This is a genomic window from Rosenbergiella metrosideri (assembly GCF_022602565.1).
Classification (GTDB): Bacteria; Pseudomonadota; Gammaproteobacteria; order Enterobacterales; family Enterobacteriaceae; genus Rosenbergiella; species Rosenbergiella metrosideri.
In genome coordinates, this window is the sequence record NZ_JALBCV010000006.1 from 141,544 (window position 1) to 158,049 (window position 16,506).

At 45.7% G+C, this 16,506-nt stretch carries 16 protein-coding genes; 8 read left to right on the forward strand and 8 right to left on the reverse strand.

The genetic code is table 11. From position 1 onward, the window contains the following. Positions 1-22: 22 nt before the first annotated feature. The 6 genes from MKR94_RS08240 to mntP all read right to left on the reverse strand — a co-directional run bounded on the left by MKR94_RS08240 (position 23) and on the right by mntP (position 5,854). Positions 23-1,723: a DUF2534 family protein gene (locus tag MKR94_RS08240; RefSeq protein WP_241646482.1), complete on the reverse strand. Its 1,701-nt coding sequence runs from the start codon at positions 1,721-1,723 to the stop codon at positions 23-25. A 61-nt stretch (positions 1,724-1,784) separates the two neighbouring features. Further along, positions 1,785-2,201, reverse strand: coding sequence for a DUF2946 domain-containing protein (locus MKR94_RS08245; protein ID WP_241646483.1), 417 nt, complete (start codon positions 2,199-2,201; stop codon positions 1,785-1,787). Between the two features lie 68 nt (positions 2,202-2,269). Beyond that, on the reverse strand, positions 2,270-2,773 hold the full coding sequence (locus tag MKR94_RS08250; protein ID WP_241646484.1) for a TIGR00645 family protein: 504 nt from the start codon (positions 2,771-2,773) through the stop codon (positions 2,270-2,272). A gap of 78 nt (positions 2,774-2,851) precedes the next feature. Continuing rightward, complete coding sequence (locus MKR94_RS08255; protein ID WP_241646485.1) at positions 2,852-4,687, reverse strand: ABC transporter ATP-binding protein; 1,836 nt, start codon at positions 4,685-4,687, stop codon at positions 2,852-2,854. Between the two features lie 198 nt (positions 4,688-4,885). Then, positions 4,886-5,248: a protease inhibitor I42 family protein gene (locus MKR94_RS08260; RefSeq protein WP_241646486.1), complete on the reverse strand. Its 363-nt coding sequence runs from the start codon at positions 5,246-5,248 to the stop codon at positions 4,886-4,888. A gap of 33 nt (positions 5,249-5,281) precedes the next feature. Continuing rightward, positions 5,282-5,854, reverse strand: a complete 573-nt coding sequence (gene mntP, locus MKR94_RS08265) for a manganese efflux pump MntP (RefSeq protein WP_241646487.1) — start codon at positions 5,852-5,854, stop codon at positions 5,282-5,284. Between the two features lie 247 nt (positions 5,855-6,101). Between mntP and MKR94_RS08270 the strand changes: the two genes are divergently transcribed. Together MKR94_RS08270 and mqo are read left to right on the forward strand one after the other, a co-directional pair. Next, positions 6,102-6,350, forward strand: coding sequence for a DUF1158 family protein (locus MKR94_RS08270; protein WP_048914050.1), 249 nt, complete (start codon positions 6,102-6,104; stop codon positions 6,348-6,350). Positions 6,351-6,728: 378 nt separating this feature from the next. After that, the gene (gene mqo / locus MKR94_RS08275; RefSeq protein WP_241646488.1) at positions 6,729-8,354 is read left to right on the forward strand and encodes a malate dehydrogenase (quinone); all 1,626 of its coding nucleotides are present in this window, start codon (positions 6,729-6,731) and stop codon (positions 8,352-8,354) included. Positions 8,355-8,387: 33 nt separating this feature from the next. On the opposite strand, the gene MKR94_RS08280 is transcribed toward mqo, so the two are convergent. Then, the gene (locus MKR94_RS08280) at positions 8,388-8,972 is read right to left on the reverse strand and encodes a LysE family translocator (protein ID WP_241646489.1); all 585 of its coding nucleotides are present in this window, start codon (positions 8,970-8,972) and stop codon (positions 8,388-8,390) included. Between the two features lie 141 nt (positions 8,973-9,113). Here MKR94_RS08280 and MKR94_RS08285 point away from each other — a divergent pair, with 141 nt between their 5' ends. From MKR94_RS08285 to MKR94_RS08310, 6 genes are all read left to right on the forward strand, one after another. Beyond that, entirely contained in the window at positions 9,114-10,604 is a 1,491-nt protein-coding gene (locus MKR94_RS08285) for an aminotransferase-like domain-containing protein (protein ID WP_241646490.1), read from the forward strand. 53 nt (positions 10,605-10,657) lie between these two features. After that, a complete protein-coding gene (gene yhjD, locus MKR94_RS08290; protein ID WP_241646491.1) occupies positions 10,658-11,671 on the forward strand; it encodes an inner membrane protein YhjD in 1,014 nt (337 codons plus the stop codon). Between the two features lie 219 nt (positions 11,672-11,890). Next, positions 11,891-13,225, forward strand: a complete 1,335-nt coding sequence (locus tag MKR94_RS08295) for an MFS transporter (protein WP_241646492.1) — start codon at positions 11,891-11,893, stop codon at positions 13,223-13,225. Between the two features lie 444 nt (positions 13,226-13,669). Further along, positions 13,670-14,158 (forward strand): peptidoglycan-binding protein, encoded by a 489-nt coding sequence (locus MKR94_RS08300; protein WP_241646493.1) that lies wholly within the window; start codon positions 13,670-13,672, stop codon positions 14,156-14,158. 28 nt (positions 14,159-14,186) lie between these two features. Next, positions 14,187-14,438 (forward strand): glycoside hydrolase family protein, encoded by a 252-nt coding sequence (locus MKR94_RS08305; RefSeq protein ID WP_241646494.1) that lies wholly within the window; start codon positions 14,187-14,189, stop codon positions 14,436-14,438. After that, positions 14,435-14,809: a hypothetical protein gene (locus MKR94_RS08310; protein ID WP_241646495.1), complete on the forward strand. Its 375-nt coding sequence runs from the start codon at positions 14,435-14,437 to the stop codon at positions 14,807-14,809. Before MKR94_RS08305 ends, MKR94_RS08310 begins: the two co-directional genes overlap by 4 nt. A 161-nt stretch (positions 14,810-14,970) precedes the next feature. Here MKR94_RS08310 and ilvC read toward each other — a convergent pair whose 3' ends face one another. Next, the gene (gene ilvC / locus MKR94_RS08315) at positions 14,971-16,449 is read right to left on the reverse strand and encodes a ketol-acid reductoisomerase (protein WP_241646496.1); all 1,479 of its coding nucleotides are present in this window, start codon (positions 16,447-16,449) and stop codon (positions 14,971-14,973) included. Positions 16,450-16,506: the final 57 nt, after the last annotated feature.

Genomic DNA, 16,506 nt, shown 5'->3' on the forward strand with positions numbered 1-16,506 from the left:
GAGCGTCCTTGCTCAGCATCTACTATTGCCCTTGGGGATCACTTTCACCGAGGAAGAAATACCAGAGCGGGATCGACATTAAACCGGTGAAGACGCTGGTGTAAATGATGATCATCATCCCTTGCATGGCATACATACCGCCGGACCATTCAGTAAAGGGAAGGTGGTACTCGTCGATCACACCGCCGATGATAGCCCGACTCATCACGGTACAGGTGATTAACCAGATAACGATAACGCCACGGATAAAGTTACGCTTCTTCTTCCGCTGTTGATGCTGCGCTGCTGACTGGGATGACTCGCTTATCGATGTTTGTTGCATGGTTAACGCCCTCTTCCAGCGATAGATATCAATCAAAATAAAGAGTACAAGACTCACTCCAAGCACCGGTAAGGCATAACTTATCAGTGCAGCAAAGACGAGCACGAGACTGCGCGTGACAATCGGACAATTTCGCCACGCCTCACTTAAGGTCTGTGCGGGTGAGTGATTGGCCGGTTGAGGCCGACGTCGCCACCACTGACGATAACCCATGATAATCAGCGCGCAGAGCCCCAGTGCGAACAGGGCAAGTATTAACTGATTTACCCAGCCAAAAAGGAGTCCCATATGTGCATCAACTCCCCAGCGGGTTAATTTTGCCAGAAGGGGATAGTCACGAAACTCGACGTGATCAATAACGGCGAGAGTTTTAGGATCCAAGGCGACAGCATCGACCTGCACCGGCCAACGATGGTCAATTTCAGTGACGGTCCAAGTGTGGTGGCTATCCTTAGGGGGACGGATTTCAATTTTCGCGGCATGTATTCCATTTTGTCGTGCCCTGAACAGTGCGCGATCCCAGTCGTTATCCACCACATTATAAGTCGGTGCAGGGGTTGGCGAGGGTCGGCTCATATCCATACCGGGCATACTGCCCATGTCCATGGCCTGATGCGCGGCATGCGCATTTTTCGGAGCGGGCTCGGTGACGTCCCCAATAACTGCGGTCACTTGTGGAGTTAACCATCCAAAGGCATGTCGCAGTTGATTAACGTTGTCGCCCGCCCACTGTGACCAGGTAATTCCCGTCGCGGACAGAAACACCATCCCTAATAGTAACACCCCACCCAACCGACGGTGCCAACGCATGCTAAAACTCGCCTTACGGGGACGTTGTATAGTAGCTCGAACAGCACCTATCCAAAGAATGATTCCGCCCAGTGCAGCGATCCACATCCACGACGCGGCAAGTTCACTGTAAGCGCGTCCCACACTCCCTAATAGCAGGCTTTGATGGAGGTGATCCAGTGTGGTTCTAAACGGCAATATTCCTGATGTGCCATAGACGATGTAATCACCTGTTACCGTAAGACGATAAGGATCAATAAAGATAGCCCGAGTCTCCGAAGGGCCGAGTCCCGCCTGGGAGAATTGAACACGAGTGGTATCCGTCGCGCCCGGTGCAGGACGCACCGCGGCAAGCGTGGCAGGTTGATGGATCGCACGCTTCGCTGCGGCGACTTGCGCGGCAAGGGGCTGAGCCGTGCCATGCGGAACCACCTTAAGCGTCGAGGCGTATAGCCCACTCTCCACACTAGGGGTGATAACATAGAGCATTCCTGTTAGGGATGCAGTAAAAATAAACGGTCCGATAAACAGGCCAATATAGAAATGTAAACGACGAAGCAATAGCATAAAAGCATTGTTGCTATTCGACGTCGCTTTTACAGACTGAGTCATAGCGATCTCGCGGGTTAAAAAGAAAGTCAACGCACTGTATTCAGTACACTATTGATTTACTTCAGGCCCGCGGAGGCCCCCTCGAGAGTTGAGGCGGATAGCAAGGGGTCAAGATAATGGTACGATAAGGTAACGATGGAGGCGTTAACGATAAAGCGCTCAGAAGCCAAAGGATCGCCGCAGCAATCCATGCGAAAAAGGGGAAGTGAACCAGTAACTCACAGTAGCCACAAACCATCCCCGATGCTGGAAGTGTGGCATGGTCGCTTTTTTCAGCCGACATACTGTGTGACATCATCGCGTTAGACATCTCCCCACTACCCATTGTGTCGTCATTACAACGTTGTTCTGTCTGGGAGTTACGCGAAGCGTGGGCGAGATACAGTGACTGCGAGATTAACGGCGCAATAAACAGCAGTAAAATCGACAGTACGGCAAGTACTGCTGCAAGTCGATACTTTACGGGGGTCAAGAACATGAGCGCTGTCTATTTTATCAAGCCTTGGGACGAGAGTATAAACTGCCCCAAGACATAGGCGTTAATGTTTAGTGTGCAGATTTGTCATGACGGGAAAGTTTATCCAAATAGCCCATCACAAATGCAGAGAAAACAAAGGTAACGTGTAGCACGACATACCAAAGTATTTTGCTATTATCGATGGTGCGTACTTCCATAAACACACGCAGGAGATGAATTGACGAGATGGCAACGATTGACGCTGCAACCTTATTTTTCAGCGACCCGGCATCCATTTTTCCTAACCAGCTCAACTTTTCTTTGCTTTCATCGATATCAAGACGGGAAATAAAGTTCTCATACCCAGACAGCATCACCATAATCAGTAGTCCGCCCACCAGCGACATATCAATCAGCGATAGCAGTAATAAGATGAGGTCATTTTCACTTACCGTGAATAACTCAGGAAGAACGTGAATGACTTCTTGGAAAAATTTCACCGTTAACGCCAGTAGCCCAATTGATAGGCCAAAATAGACAGGCGCTAAAATCCAGCGGGTGGCATACATTAAATTTTCTACAAAACGTTCCATAATAATCCGAGCAAGAAAAAGACGTGTGGGCCAGTATAGCAAACCGTGCAGGCAAACTGCCCCACAAATATTCACCAATCACTCATCGACGCCCACAAACCCGCCGGTCTGACGCTGCCATAGCCGGGCATAAATACCTTGGTGTGCCAATAATTGTTGGTGAGTCCCCTGTTCCGCAATTCGTCCTTGATGTAATACAATAAGGCGATCCATACGCGCGATAGTCGAGAGACGATGTGCAATAGCGATAACGGTTTTCCCGCTCATTAACGACTCTAGGCTCTCTTGTATCGCCGCTTCAACCTCGGAATCCAACGCTGATGTCGCCTCATCCATAATCAAGATGGGTGCATTTTTTAATAGCACACGGGCAATTGCAATCCGTTGGCGCTGCCCACCGGATAATTTAACCCCGCGCTCCCCGACTTGAGCATCAAGCCCGACACGTCCTTCATTATCGGAGAGTTGGGGAATAAACTCGTCGGCGCGAGCACCGATAATTGCCGTAGCAAGCTCTTCCTCTGTCGCGTCAGGGCGGCCATATAATAGGTTATCCTTGATAGAACGATGCAGGAGTGAGGTATCTTGGGTAATCATCCCGATTTGACTGCGTAAACTATCTTGAGTGACCTGTGCAATATCCTGATGATCGATACTGATTTTGCCTTGGTCGACATCGTACATCCGCAATAGTAGGTTCACTAAAGTCGACTTACCCGCCCCCGAGGAACCGATTAAGCCAATTTTTTCACCTGGTTGGATAGTTAATGTGAGGTCATCAATGATGGTACGTTCTGTCGAGTAGCCAAAACGCACATGGTCGAACACAATCTCACCTTGTGTCACGACCAGCTGCTTCGCCTGAGGTGCGTCTTGCACACTGAGGGGTTGAGAGACGGTTTTCATCCCATCTTGGACGGTACCAATATTATCGAAAATACCGTTAACGACCCACATAATCCATCCAGACATATTAACCAGACGAATGACCAGCCCAGTCGCGAGCGCGATGGCCCCGACGGAGATCAACGATTGGCTCCACAGCCATAATGCTAATCCAGTGGTGGTTACGATTAATGCGCCATTCATGGTTGAAAGCGTAACGTCCATTGCCGTAATCATTCTACCGGCTAACTGCGTTTTTTCTGTCTGGTCTTGCAGGGTCTCGCGGGCGTTTTGCTCTTCGAGCGCACTGTGCGCAAACAGTTTTAAGGTAGCAATATTGGTGTAACCATCAACAATAAATCCCATTAATTTGGAGCGAGCTTCCGAAGAGACCACTGAGCGTTGTTTGACCCGTGGAACAAAGTAGCGCAATGCCGCTATGTAGATCACCATCCATATAACTAACGGGATCATCAATTTCCAATCGGTTTCGGCAAAGAGCACCAGAGAGGTCACGGCATAGATCACAACGTGCCAAATCGCATCGACAAGCTGTACCGCAGAGTCTCGTACCGAGTTACCGGTTTGCATAATACGTTGTGCAATGCGCCCGGCAAAATCGCCTTGGAAGAAGGATAGGCTTTGGCGTAAAACATACCGATGGTTTTGCCAGCGAATCATGCTGGTCATTCGCGGGTTAATCGTTTGGTGAATGAGTAAATCGTGCAACCAAATCATCACTGGGCGGATCACCAATGCGACTGCCCCCATCCACAAGAGAATCGGCCAATGCTCATGGAATATTGTTGCTGGCCGACTGTGGTTTACGAGGTCAATGATGGTACTTAAATAGCTGAAAAGCGCGACTTCAATGAGCGCACCAAGAAATCCCACCACCAGCAAGCCTGCAAAGCAAGGCCACACTTGCCGTAAATAAAAAAGGTAGAAAGCGCCAATCGCTTTAGGTGGCTCGGCGCTCGGCGCCTCGCGAAAAATATCAATCAATCGTTCAAAACGCTCAGAAATCATAACTATACCGACTCTATGCAGTGCATGAACCAATAAGTTTACTGTAAAAATGATGGAACTGCCGCCTTCAGTGACGATTATTCGGGCCGTAGTCTGTGCGGGGGATGAATCCGTAGCATGAAGAAAAGAGAGGATAGAATAATGATTTATTCATGATCAGGCTGTCCCACAAAGAGGAGCAGCCTGATGCAAGGAGACTTACTTGATCACCACAGGTACCGTTTTTTCTTGCCACGATGTTTTATCGAAAATACGACCGTAGATCAGCTGTAAGTGAACCGTCCCTGCTTGTTGAGCAAGGAAAGTGAAGATTTGTTTACCTGAGCAGCCTACCGTGCCTTTGGGGCAGTCTTTATTTTGTTGGAAATCACTTGAGACAAAAATTAAGGCTTGGGGCAATTTACTCATCATCCACTGATAACCGGTGGTGGGGTTACTCTCTACAGCTAATCGAACGATGTCCCCCTGCACAGCTTCAATTTTCGGCAGGGTATCTGCGGCGAATACAGGTAACGATGAGAGCATCATAGCGCCCGTAAGCAGTGGAGGGATAATCTTCATACCGTATTCCTCAAGTGTCAGCCGTAATAAGCGTTAGCTTAGTAAACCGAGGTGTTCAATCAAGATCGATGTGCCAATGCCTATCAGCACAATCCCCCCTAGGATTTCCGCCCACTTTCCTAAGACAGGGCCGATAAATCGTCCGATAAGCATACCGGTGGTCGCCATAATGGTGGTGCTAATGCCAATGGTCAGTGCGGTCAGTACAATATTGACCTGCAGAAACGCTAGCCCAACGCCGACAGCGAGCGCATCTAAGCTTGTCGCCACCGCTGTTAAGGCCAGTACCATAAATCCATGCCGCTCAGGGGGAGTGACTTCCTCATCATTACGATGTCGTAATCCACCAATGACCATACGGCCGCCGAGAACGGTGAGTAATACAAAGGCGATCCAGTGATCCCAAGCCATCACATATTTACTAGCAGCAATACCGAGGACCCATCCCAGTAAGGGAGTCAATGTTTCAATTACACCAAAAATCAATCCTGTACGTAAGGCTTCTTTAAGAGTGACCTGTTTGAGTACAGCGCCCTTACCTAAGGCTGCGGCAAAAGCATCCATCGACATGCCTAAAGCAAGAATAAATGTAGTCAGTATGTTCATAATAATCTGAGTTGCTATAAAAAGTAACAGTGATATTCCCTGTTAGGGAAGTCGTTATGCAGAGGAGTCTACCATGCAAAGCGTAAAATAAAAAAGTAATAAAATCATGAAGTTAAGTATAGCAAAGGCTATAACTTTTACCCTACTACATAAACGGGGCGCAAGCCGAGGATATTCTTGGTAAAATTAGTTTTTGTTTAAGAGTCAGTTGACATCACGCTCAACCTGAAGAAAAAACGAGTGCCCCATGAAAAATCCGCTTGAAACGCTCTTTATCCCCGCTGGAATCTTATTGCTGGGCTTTCTTTCGGCACTGCTGCTGCCTGCCCCGACGTTCGGTATTGGCGTGGCCAAATCCATCATGCAATGGTTCCATCTTATGGACCTTAATCAGCTCTATACCATTGTTTTTGCCTTGTGGTTTCTCTTTCTCGGGACGCTCGAGTACTTACTGATACGGTTTATTTGGCGGCGTTTTATCTCCAACGCATCGTGATCATTACGTGTTAAATTTAACAGTTAATTAACTGATATGTGACATAAGTCACATTCACGATAAGACGATAATTATAATGAGTACTATCATTAGCTTATGGAATAAAAGAGTAATTATTAGCAACACATCTAATAATAATGCCAAGCGTGCCAATAATAAGAGAATAAATGAATAATTTATTGATTTATCGCTTAAAAAATTACAGATAATTCTAGTTTTTTAGCGAAAATGACTGCGGCCGTTTTTCGAAAAATACTTCAAATCCGATGTTTAAATTAGACAGGGAAATGTTATATTTATCGGTATCTTACCGAGAGCTTCATTTACTGTCACCACGCTGTAAGCGGATCGGCGTCTTACAGAAGAGGATATTGCCTCATGTCGAAATCACCATTACACCTCTCCCTCTCAATGAGTGCGAGCCACGCTATGACTGCTAATGTACCCGACTCAGCTCCCCTCGATATGTTATTGATTGGCGCGGGGATCATGAGCGCCACACTGGGTACTTTTCTGCAAGAAGTTGAACCGACTTGGCGTCTTGAGATAGTGGAACGCCTGCCTGGCGTTGCCGAAGAGTCCTCAAATGGTTGGAATAATGCTGGGACTGGCCACTCGGCGTTGGCTGAGTTGAACTATACGCCGCAACGCGCAGATGGCTCGATTGATATCACTAAAGCGATTTCAATTAACGAAGCATTTATGGTTTCTCGTCAATTCTGGGCGTCGTTAGTCGAACAAGGGCGTTTAGGCCAACCGAGTAGTTTTATCAACACCACGCCACATATGAGCTTTGTGTGGGGAGACGACAATGTCAATTTCCTCAGAAAGCGCGCAGAGAGTTTACGTAACAGTTGCTTATTCCGTGGCATGGCCTTTTCTGATGAAGCCGAAACGATCCAACATTGGGCACCATTGATTATGAAAGGGCGTCGACCGGGAGAGAAAGTGGCGGCGACTTACTCGCCTTTCGGTACGGATGTCAATTTCGGTGAATTGACCAAACAACTTATTGATAGCTTACGTCAACGCGATAATTTCACCTTATCCCTACGCCAAGAAGTACGCACTATTACTCGCTTAGAGAATGGCTTGTGGCAAGTCACGCTGCAAAACCTGATGAACAATACCTCGCGTACAGTGACCGCGAAACACATCTTTATTGGTGCGGGCGGTGGTGCGCTCCCTCTTTTACAAAAAACTGGAATTGAGGAAGCGAAAAAGTACGCCGGTTTCCCAGTTGGTGGCTCCTTCTTAGTGACCGAAAATCAAGCTTTAGTCCAGCAGCACTTAGCTAAAGTTTACGGTAAAGCCAGTGTCGGGGCACCGCCTATGTCGGTTCCCCATGTCGACACACGCGTCCTTGATGGTAAACAGGTACTGCTGTTTGGACCTTTCGCCACGTTTTCTACCAAGTTTCTAAAACAAGGCTCTTTACTCGATATGTTTGGCTCGATGACGCCGAATAATATTGTCCCGATGATGCAAGTCGGGGCGCGTAATTTCGGCCTAGTGAAGTATCTTATCGGGCAAGTGCTGCTCACCGATAACGATCGCCTCGATGCGCTACGCGAATATGTTCCTCACGCGAAGGCGGAAGATTGGCGTTTAGTCGTTGCCGGTCAACGTGTTCAAGTGATTGAAAACGATGGAAGTAAAGGAGGTACCTTAAAACTGGGGACCGAAATTATTACCTCGCAAGATGGAACAATTTCAGCGCTACTCGGAGCGTCGCCGGGTGCGTCAACCGCCGCACAAGCGATGCTTGAGGTGATGGGGAGAATTTTTAAGGATGAGATCGCGTCAGAAAGCTGGCAACAGAAGATTAAGCAATTGATCCCTTACTGGAAAATTACGCTTAACGACGATGAAAAGGCCACAGAGCAGGTATTGAAACATACGAGCGAAGTGTTAGCACTCGATTATCCAACTCCGGATAGTGAGCAAGCGACTGTTACGCTTAGCCCTTTACCTATCACTGAAGGTGAACCTCTTTCAGTGTGATAGAAAACGGCCTGCTTAAGCAGGCCGCCTATGTTATGCCATGATCACTTCTACCAGCATCCAACTTGCTGTCATGACTAGCGTCAACGCCATCACGCTATTAAAGACCCAGCGTTTACTGGCATCTTGCAATAAGCCACTCATCTTATCGCCCAATATCGCCCAAATAATTACGCAAGGCAGCGTCATCAAGCCGTAGCTAAGTAACATCCAACTCAACGGAATATCGGCAGCGTAGACCAGGGCAACGTTTAAACACATTAACCATGCTTTAGGGTTTACCGCCTGAAACAAGACTGCCCCAAAAAAACTCATTGGTGTTGAAGCTTGGGTAAGTTCGGGCGCAGCAGAACGGAAAATTTTCCATGCTAGCCAGATTAGATATCCACTGCCTGCTAGCGTCAGCGGTATACGGATCATCGCCATCCAATGGAGGAGTTGCTCAAAGGCTAAAATGGAAAATAGCAGTTGCACCAGACACCCTGCAATAATCCCTAGTATCATGGGTAAGGTCTTTTTCAAACCATAATTAACCCCAGAGGTCGCCAACATCACGTTATTCGGGCCAGGTGTGACCGACATAACGACGACATAACTAATGTAAGAGGGATCAAGCATGATGAGTGTCCTGCAAAAAAAGAGTGAGGCTATGGTACCTCAGCGATAAAAAGGGTAACAGAGACAAAAAAGTATTATTGTAATGAGTACAATTTCAGTTAAAGTAAATTGTACCCATTAAACTGACAACAAGGTGTATCCATGACAGAGGTCACGACTCGCTATCAGCAGCTTGCCGACGAATTCGCCACCTTAATTCACCAAGGAAAGATCAAGGCTGGACAGAGGCTACCCGCCATTAGGCGTGTTGCTGAAACCCATCAAGTGAGTGTCAATACTGTACTTGCGGCATGGCAGCGCCTAGAGAATCGGGGGTTGGTTGAAGCTAGGCCTCAGTCAGGATTTTACGTACGCAGTGTACTCGCAGAGGTTGCCACCTCCGCACCTAGGCAGCTAAAGCCTCGCGAATTAGGACGGGAAAAGATGGCGTTAATCGAGGCGGTATTCGCCGCTCAGCGCAATCCGGCTTACACCAATATTTCCCTCGCCTGCCCTCAGCATGAGGACTTTTTCCCCACCGCTAAACTGACAAAAATTGCCGCCTCGCTATTACGCAGACGACCTGACATCATCTCCAAATATGCACTACCTAATAATGGTGAGCCACTACGCGAACAAATCGCGAAGCGCGCCCTTTATTCAGGCTTATCCCTGTCCGCCGAGGAGATCATTATTACTCACGGCTGTTCAGAAGCGATTCAATTAGCCTTGCGGGTAGTCACCTCTCCCGGTGACTGTATTGGCGTTGAGAGCCCGACCTACTTCTTCCTTTTTCCTTTACTGGCAGAACTGGGATTAAAAGCCGTCGAGATCCCAACGGATCCTCGAAAAGGGATCAAAATGGATGTGCTCGAATTGATGTTGAAAGAGAAACGGATCTCAGTGCTAATCACCATCCCGACGGTTCACAATCCATTAGGTTTTACCTCCTCTGTCGCAGATAAAAAAAGGTTGGCGCAGTTAGCACAACATTATCAATTACCGATAATTGAAGACGGTATTTATAGCGAGTTACAATTTCACACTCCGGAATCACCGGCGGTGAAAAGCTTTGATAAAGAAGGTTGGGTCATTTACTGCACCAGCTTTACCAAAACCCTCGCGCCAGATTTTCGTATTGGCTGGATGATGGCGGGCCGTTTTCACGATGCAATCTCTCGCCTAAAAGGCTTGAGCACCTTAGGCGAGTCGGCTCTTTTAACCTCTACCTTAGCCGAATTTATCGCTAATGGCGGCTATGACCACCATTTACGCTCACTGCGTAGGCGCTATGCCAGCAATATGGATAAGGTCAGAGATATGATTTCTCGCTATTTCCCTGAAGGGACGCAAGCGACTCGACCAACGGGTGGGTTCGTTTTTTGGGCAGAGCTGCCCGGTAAAATTAATACCGTTGATTTATTCGAACAGTTATTGAATGAACGTATCTGTGTTACCCCTGGATCGCTCTATTCCCTCAGCGACCACTATCACCATGCACTACGCTTATCCTGCTGCTATCCTTTTGATGAGCGCTACCGTTATGCATTGCGCCGTACGGGTGAACTGGCCTGCGAAATGACGGGGATCCCCCCGCAAGATTTTCAGATGACGGGAGCAATACCTCTCGGCGAAGGCAACAGCGAAGCATAAGCTATACTGTAATAAAAGGCGTTTAACGCCCAAACCACAATGATGGAATTTTTATGGTTGAGACAAAAAATAATTCGAAGAAGGATAACGAGGACCACGAAGCGTCGGTCATTCCCATTAAGACAGGAAATACCTCAGTGGATCACTCCATCAAGCAGGCTTCACGCTTTTATATTTGGTTCACTTCCCTTAAACCGGTCGCTCATTTTTTGCGTGCCATCGAGCGTTTTAATGATCGTTTGGGAAGCCAATTCGGTGCCGCAATCACCTATTTCTCCTTCCTTTCATTAATCCCGATTTTAATGGTTTCCTTCGCGGCCTTGGGTTTTGTCTTGGCTTCTAACCAAGCCCTCCTTTCGGAGTTGATTGATAAAATCGTTAACAGTATTAGTGATCCAACCCTGACCTCAACATTAAAAAATACTGTTAATACAGCTATCCAACAACGTACCACTGTCGGGATAACCGGATTGTTGCTGGCCCTCTATTCGGGGATCAGTTGGGTAGGAAATCTTCGCGAAGCCATTCGTGCCCAGTCCCGAGACGTGTGGGAACGCGCGCCGAAGGATCAGGAGAAAATATGGCACAAGTATTTACGCGATTTCATCTCGCTAACTGGCTTGGTGATGGCGTTGGTGATTTCCATTTCATTAAACTCCATCGCCGGTTCTGCACAATCGACGATCATTAGTGCATTAGGATTAGATCATATCAGCTGGTTACGCCCTCTGATCACGGTGAGCGCGTTGTGTATATCCATCGGCTGTAACTACCTTATCTTTTTATGGATTTTCTGGATTCTTCCTCGCCATAAGCCCCATAAAAAAGCCCTATTCCGTGGCACATTACTCGCGGCAATAGGCTTCGAGCTGATTAAGTTTATTATGACCTTTACGTTGCCTAAATTAGCCTCTTCGCCTTCAGGTGCGGCATTTGGTTCAGTATTGGGATTAATGGCGTTCTTTTATTTCTTTGCCCGCTTAACTCTATTCTGCGCAGCATGGATTGCGACAGCAAACCCTCCTGCTTCTAAAACAAAAGAAGATAATGCACCAACAACGCATTAATCTGTCGATAGGCTAAATTAAATAAACTATTTTTTTTAGCCTATTTTTAGCGTATCCCTCCAGCTTATTAACTATTCCCAGATAACTTCATTTGTCTAATGCCGTATCACTACGATTATTCGCTATAGAGCCTGTGCGGCGGCGTGTCAGTTAATTGAACCCTACGGCATGCCTGCGTAATATGATTTTCCGATGTAACAAAAATAAGAAAATGGAATTATGCAAACTTCAGAAACTCTGGCAGAAGCTGCTCAGCAGGCTCCCCCCATCAATTCACGCAATAAAGTGATCATCGCGTCTTTAGTCGGTACGGCAATTGAATTTTTCGATTTTTATATCTACGCCACAGCAGCGGTTATCGTTTTTCCGCATATCTTTTTTCCGCAGGGTGATCCGACCGTTGCAACGCTGCAGTCGTTAGCGACTTTCGCTATTGCCTTCGTTGCCCGCCCGATTGGCTCAGCACTCTTTGGCCATTTCGGCGATAAAGTCGGTCGTAAGGCAACCTTGGTTGCATCATTAGTCACCATGGGTGTCTCGACGGTGGTTATCGGCTTACTCCCTAGCTATCAAACCATTGGTGTAGTAGCACCACTGCTTTTGGCGTTGGCTCGATTTGGTCAAGGATTAGGGCTCGGTGGCGAATGGGGGGGAGCAGCATTACTTGCAACAGAGAATGCACCGGCTAAAAAAAGAGCATTATATGGCTCTTTCCCACAACTGGGCGCACCGATTGGCTTTTTCTTTGCCAATGGTACCTTTTTATTACTCTCTTGGCTGCTGACCGACCAACAGTTTATGCAGTGGGGATGGCGTGTACCCTTTATCCTGTCAGCAGTCCTCGTCATTGTTGGACTTTATGTGCGGGTATCGTTACACGAAAGCCCTGTCTTTACTCAAGCTAAACAGTCACAGCAACACGTTAGTCTGCCTATCGGTACATTGTTTAGTAAACACTTTAGGGCCATGGTATTAGGGACATTTATCATGTTGGCGACCTATACCCTGTTTTATATTATGACGGTTTATTCCATGAGTTATGGCACGGCCCCTGCACCGCAAGGACTGGGCTTTTCTCGGAATAGTTTTTTATGGATGTTAATGGTGGCCGTGATCGGATTTGGTGTCGCGATCCCTATTGCCGGGATCTTGGCGGATCGCTTTGGTCGTCGTCCTACCATGATCGCTATTACCCTATTGATCATCGTATTTGCCTTAGCTTTTCCTTCTATTTTAGCCGGTGGTTCACAGTGGTTGGTAATGTTATTTCTGACGCTGGGATTGACCATTATGGGCTTAACTTTCGGACCTATGGGCGCTTTGTTACCCGAACTCTTTCCTACCGAGGTTCGCTACACCGGAGCATCCTTCTCCTATAACTTGGCATCAATACTGGGTGCTTCTGTCGCGCCTTATATTGCGACGTGGCTAACTGCCAAATGGGGACTTTTCGCGGTCGGCCTTTACCTTACATCAATGGCTGTGCTGACGTTAATTGCGTTGGTTATGAGCAAAGAGACTCGCCACACAATACTCTCGTCAAATCGTTCTTGATCTCCTTCCCAATCACGAGTAAAAACCACCTTATCAATGGGTGGTTTTTCCTAAGTGCCTTTAGCCTTAGCCATTGTTCTATTCTTTGTCACAACCCTCACTTTCATTTAACCCCTATTAAGTGCAAAAGTGGCTGCATAAAGGTGAGAGATTGTCATGTAAGAAAAGTTAGAGACTTTCAATGGGTAGCAAATTAAAATTTACGAGTGGAAAAAAATTCCTAGAAAATAAGATTACACTTACTTTTTATTATTTTTTAGAAAAATGATGATATCAATGCAAAAACATATAACGATAATATAGAAGTCTTACTATTAATAAATTTCATCCTTATTAAAATCACATTCGAGGTCGTTAAGCTCGGCTATAAAAAATACTCTCTTTAGATAAAGAGAAATCGCTCGTTATATATTATAAACAATAATAAAAAGGGAGTTAGGTTGTATGTTATTAGAAGATTCTGTTGGTCTTAACGCAAACACTAAATACAGCGATGTAATAATTATTAAAAATCTATTAGTTAAACATGGTTTTAATCTAAGGATTGATGGCATTTGTAGAAATAATACAATAAGTGCGATTAGAACATTCCAAAGTAGAATGAAGCTATTACCTGATGCTCGCGTTGACATAAATGGGAAAACCATTAAGTTTCTTGAGAAGAAAAAAAATAATTTAATCAAAATCTCACCCCAGTTTTCTGAAGGCATTGGCGCAAAATACGATGTAGCGACGATGGAATTGAGCCAAGCCGGAGTTAGGTTATTAGCAGATTATGAACAGTTAAGGCTAAAAATTTATGATGACCAAACGGGTAAAGAGATAAAACATTACACGCCAGGTACGACGATCGGTTATGGCCATCTAATCGTTGATACTAAAGAGTTTGAACGATATAAAGAGGGTATTAGTGCTTCTCAGGCGCTGTCGTGACTAAGACAAGAATTAACAAAGTACGAGAATGGTGTTAAAACGTTTACTTACCCAAAGCCAATTCGATGCATTAACTATTTTTTTTAACATCGGTATCGGTAATAGAATAAGTGGATTGGGAGGTTCTACCGTTGTTAAAATAATTAACGGTGAAAGTAATGATAATCTTGATACTGCATGGAAAATGTGGAGTAGAAGCCAAGGGAAAGTGATGAAAGGATTAATTAATCGCCGTGAATCGGAATTAAAACTCTATTATAAGGCTGATTATTCAAGATGATTAAAAAATATAGAGCCCTCTTGTTTTTTTACTTAGTTATTACAGCTGGTTTAGCGTATGCCAAATCTACTTATCATTTCGAGGGAAGAACTTTTAAGGCAACAATAGACTATGATTGTAGTGAGGGGAATGTTTCTTGTAATAAACTACGCCTCACCTCCACAAAAATTAAAGATAACTCAACGATCAAACTTAATGGAGAAACTATAAATGTTAATTGCCCTGACGTTTGTGATTTTAGAGGCTATCGGTTTAAAAACGGTAAGTATATGTACTCATTTTACCCTAGCCTTGAAGGAGATGATTTGTGGAGTTATATCGTTACGCTGAATGAAAAAGCTATCGCTAAAGACTCGGGTACAATACATTAGCGACAATTACCCACTATTGCCTTTGGAAAAAAAAGTTGGGATAAAATACCTCAATGATGGCTAACTCCCGTCAAAGTACATCATTTATTATAGAAATAAAAAAACCCCTACATTGTTAAACAATATAGGGGCTTGAAAGAGATGTCTGGTGCTACAAGCTATTAGCCTGCTACAGCGATACTCTTCATATCCGTCATGTAACCACGTAGTTTACGGCCCACTTCTTCAATTGGGTGATGACGAACGGCTTCGTTCATTTCACGTAACTGTGCATTATCAACGTTGTTGTCTGTTGTCGCAGGTTTACCTAAGTCACCAGGCTTCAAGTTAGCCATAAAGTCTTTTAATAATGGTACGGCTGCGAAGCTAAATAGGTAGTTACCGTATTCTGCGGTATCTGAGATTACAACGTTCATTTCATACAGACGCTTACGTGCAATGGTGTTGGCAATCAGTGGTAATTCGTGAAGAGATTCGTAATATGCTGACTCTTCAATGATGCCCGCATCAACCATAGTTTCGAAGGCTAATTCAACGCCTGCTTTAACCATTGCGACCATCACCACACCTTGATCGTAGTATTCTTGCTCAGCAATCTTACCTTCGAACTGTGCCGCATTTTCGAAAGCGGTTTTGCCCGTCTCTTCACGCCAAGTCAGAAGATCTTTATCATCGTTGGCCCAATCGGCCATCATACCGGATGAGAATTCACCAGAGATGATATCGTCCATATGTTTTTGGAATAATGGTGCCATTAGCGTCTTCAGTTGCTCTGAAAGCGCATAAGCTCGTAATTTAGCTGGGTTAGATAAACGATCCATCATCAGAGTGATACCACCAAACTTCAGTGATTCGGTGATGGTTTCCCAACCAAACTGAATTAATTTTTCAGCGTAAGCCGCATCAGTGCCTTCAGCCACTAATTTATCGAAGCATAGAATTGAACCTGCTTGCAGCATACCGCAAAGGATAGTTTGCTCGCCCATCAAGTCAGATTTTACTTCTGCAACGAAAGAGGATTCTAATACACCCGCACGGTGACCACCTGTGGCTGCGGCCCATGCTTTAGCGATCGCTAATCCCTCTTTTTGTGGATCATTTTCTGGGTGCACCGCTAATAATGTTGGAACACCGAAACCGCGTTTGTATTCTTCACGTACTTCAGTACCTGGGCATTTCGGTGCAACCATGACGACGGTGATATCTTTACGGATCGTTTCGCCCACTTCAACAATGTTGAAACCGTGAGAATAGCCTAATGCTGCACCTTCTTTCATCAGAGGTTGAACCGCTTGAACCACTGCTGAGTGTTGTTTGTCTGGAGTCAAATTAATGACTAAGTCAGCTTCAGGGACTAACTCTTCATATGTGCCGACGGTAAATCCATTATCTGAAGCTTTACGCCATGATGCACGTTTCTCATCGATAGCTTCTTGACGCAATGCATAAGCAACATTCAGGCCAGAGTCACGCATATTTAACCCTTGGTTTAAGCCTTGCGCACCACAGCCTACGATAACGACTTTTTTGCCTTTCAGATAGTTAGCTTCATCAGCAAACTCTTCACGAGACATGAAACGACACTTACCTAATTGCGCCAGCTGATTACGTAAATTCAGCGTATTAAAATAGTTAGCCATGAATACTCCAGATAATGTTGTGCATATTTTGTGTAGTTATTGAAACGTCTCTCGTTT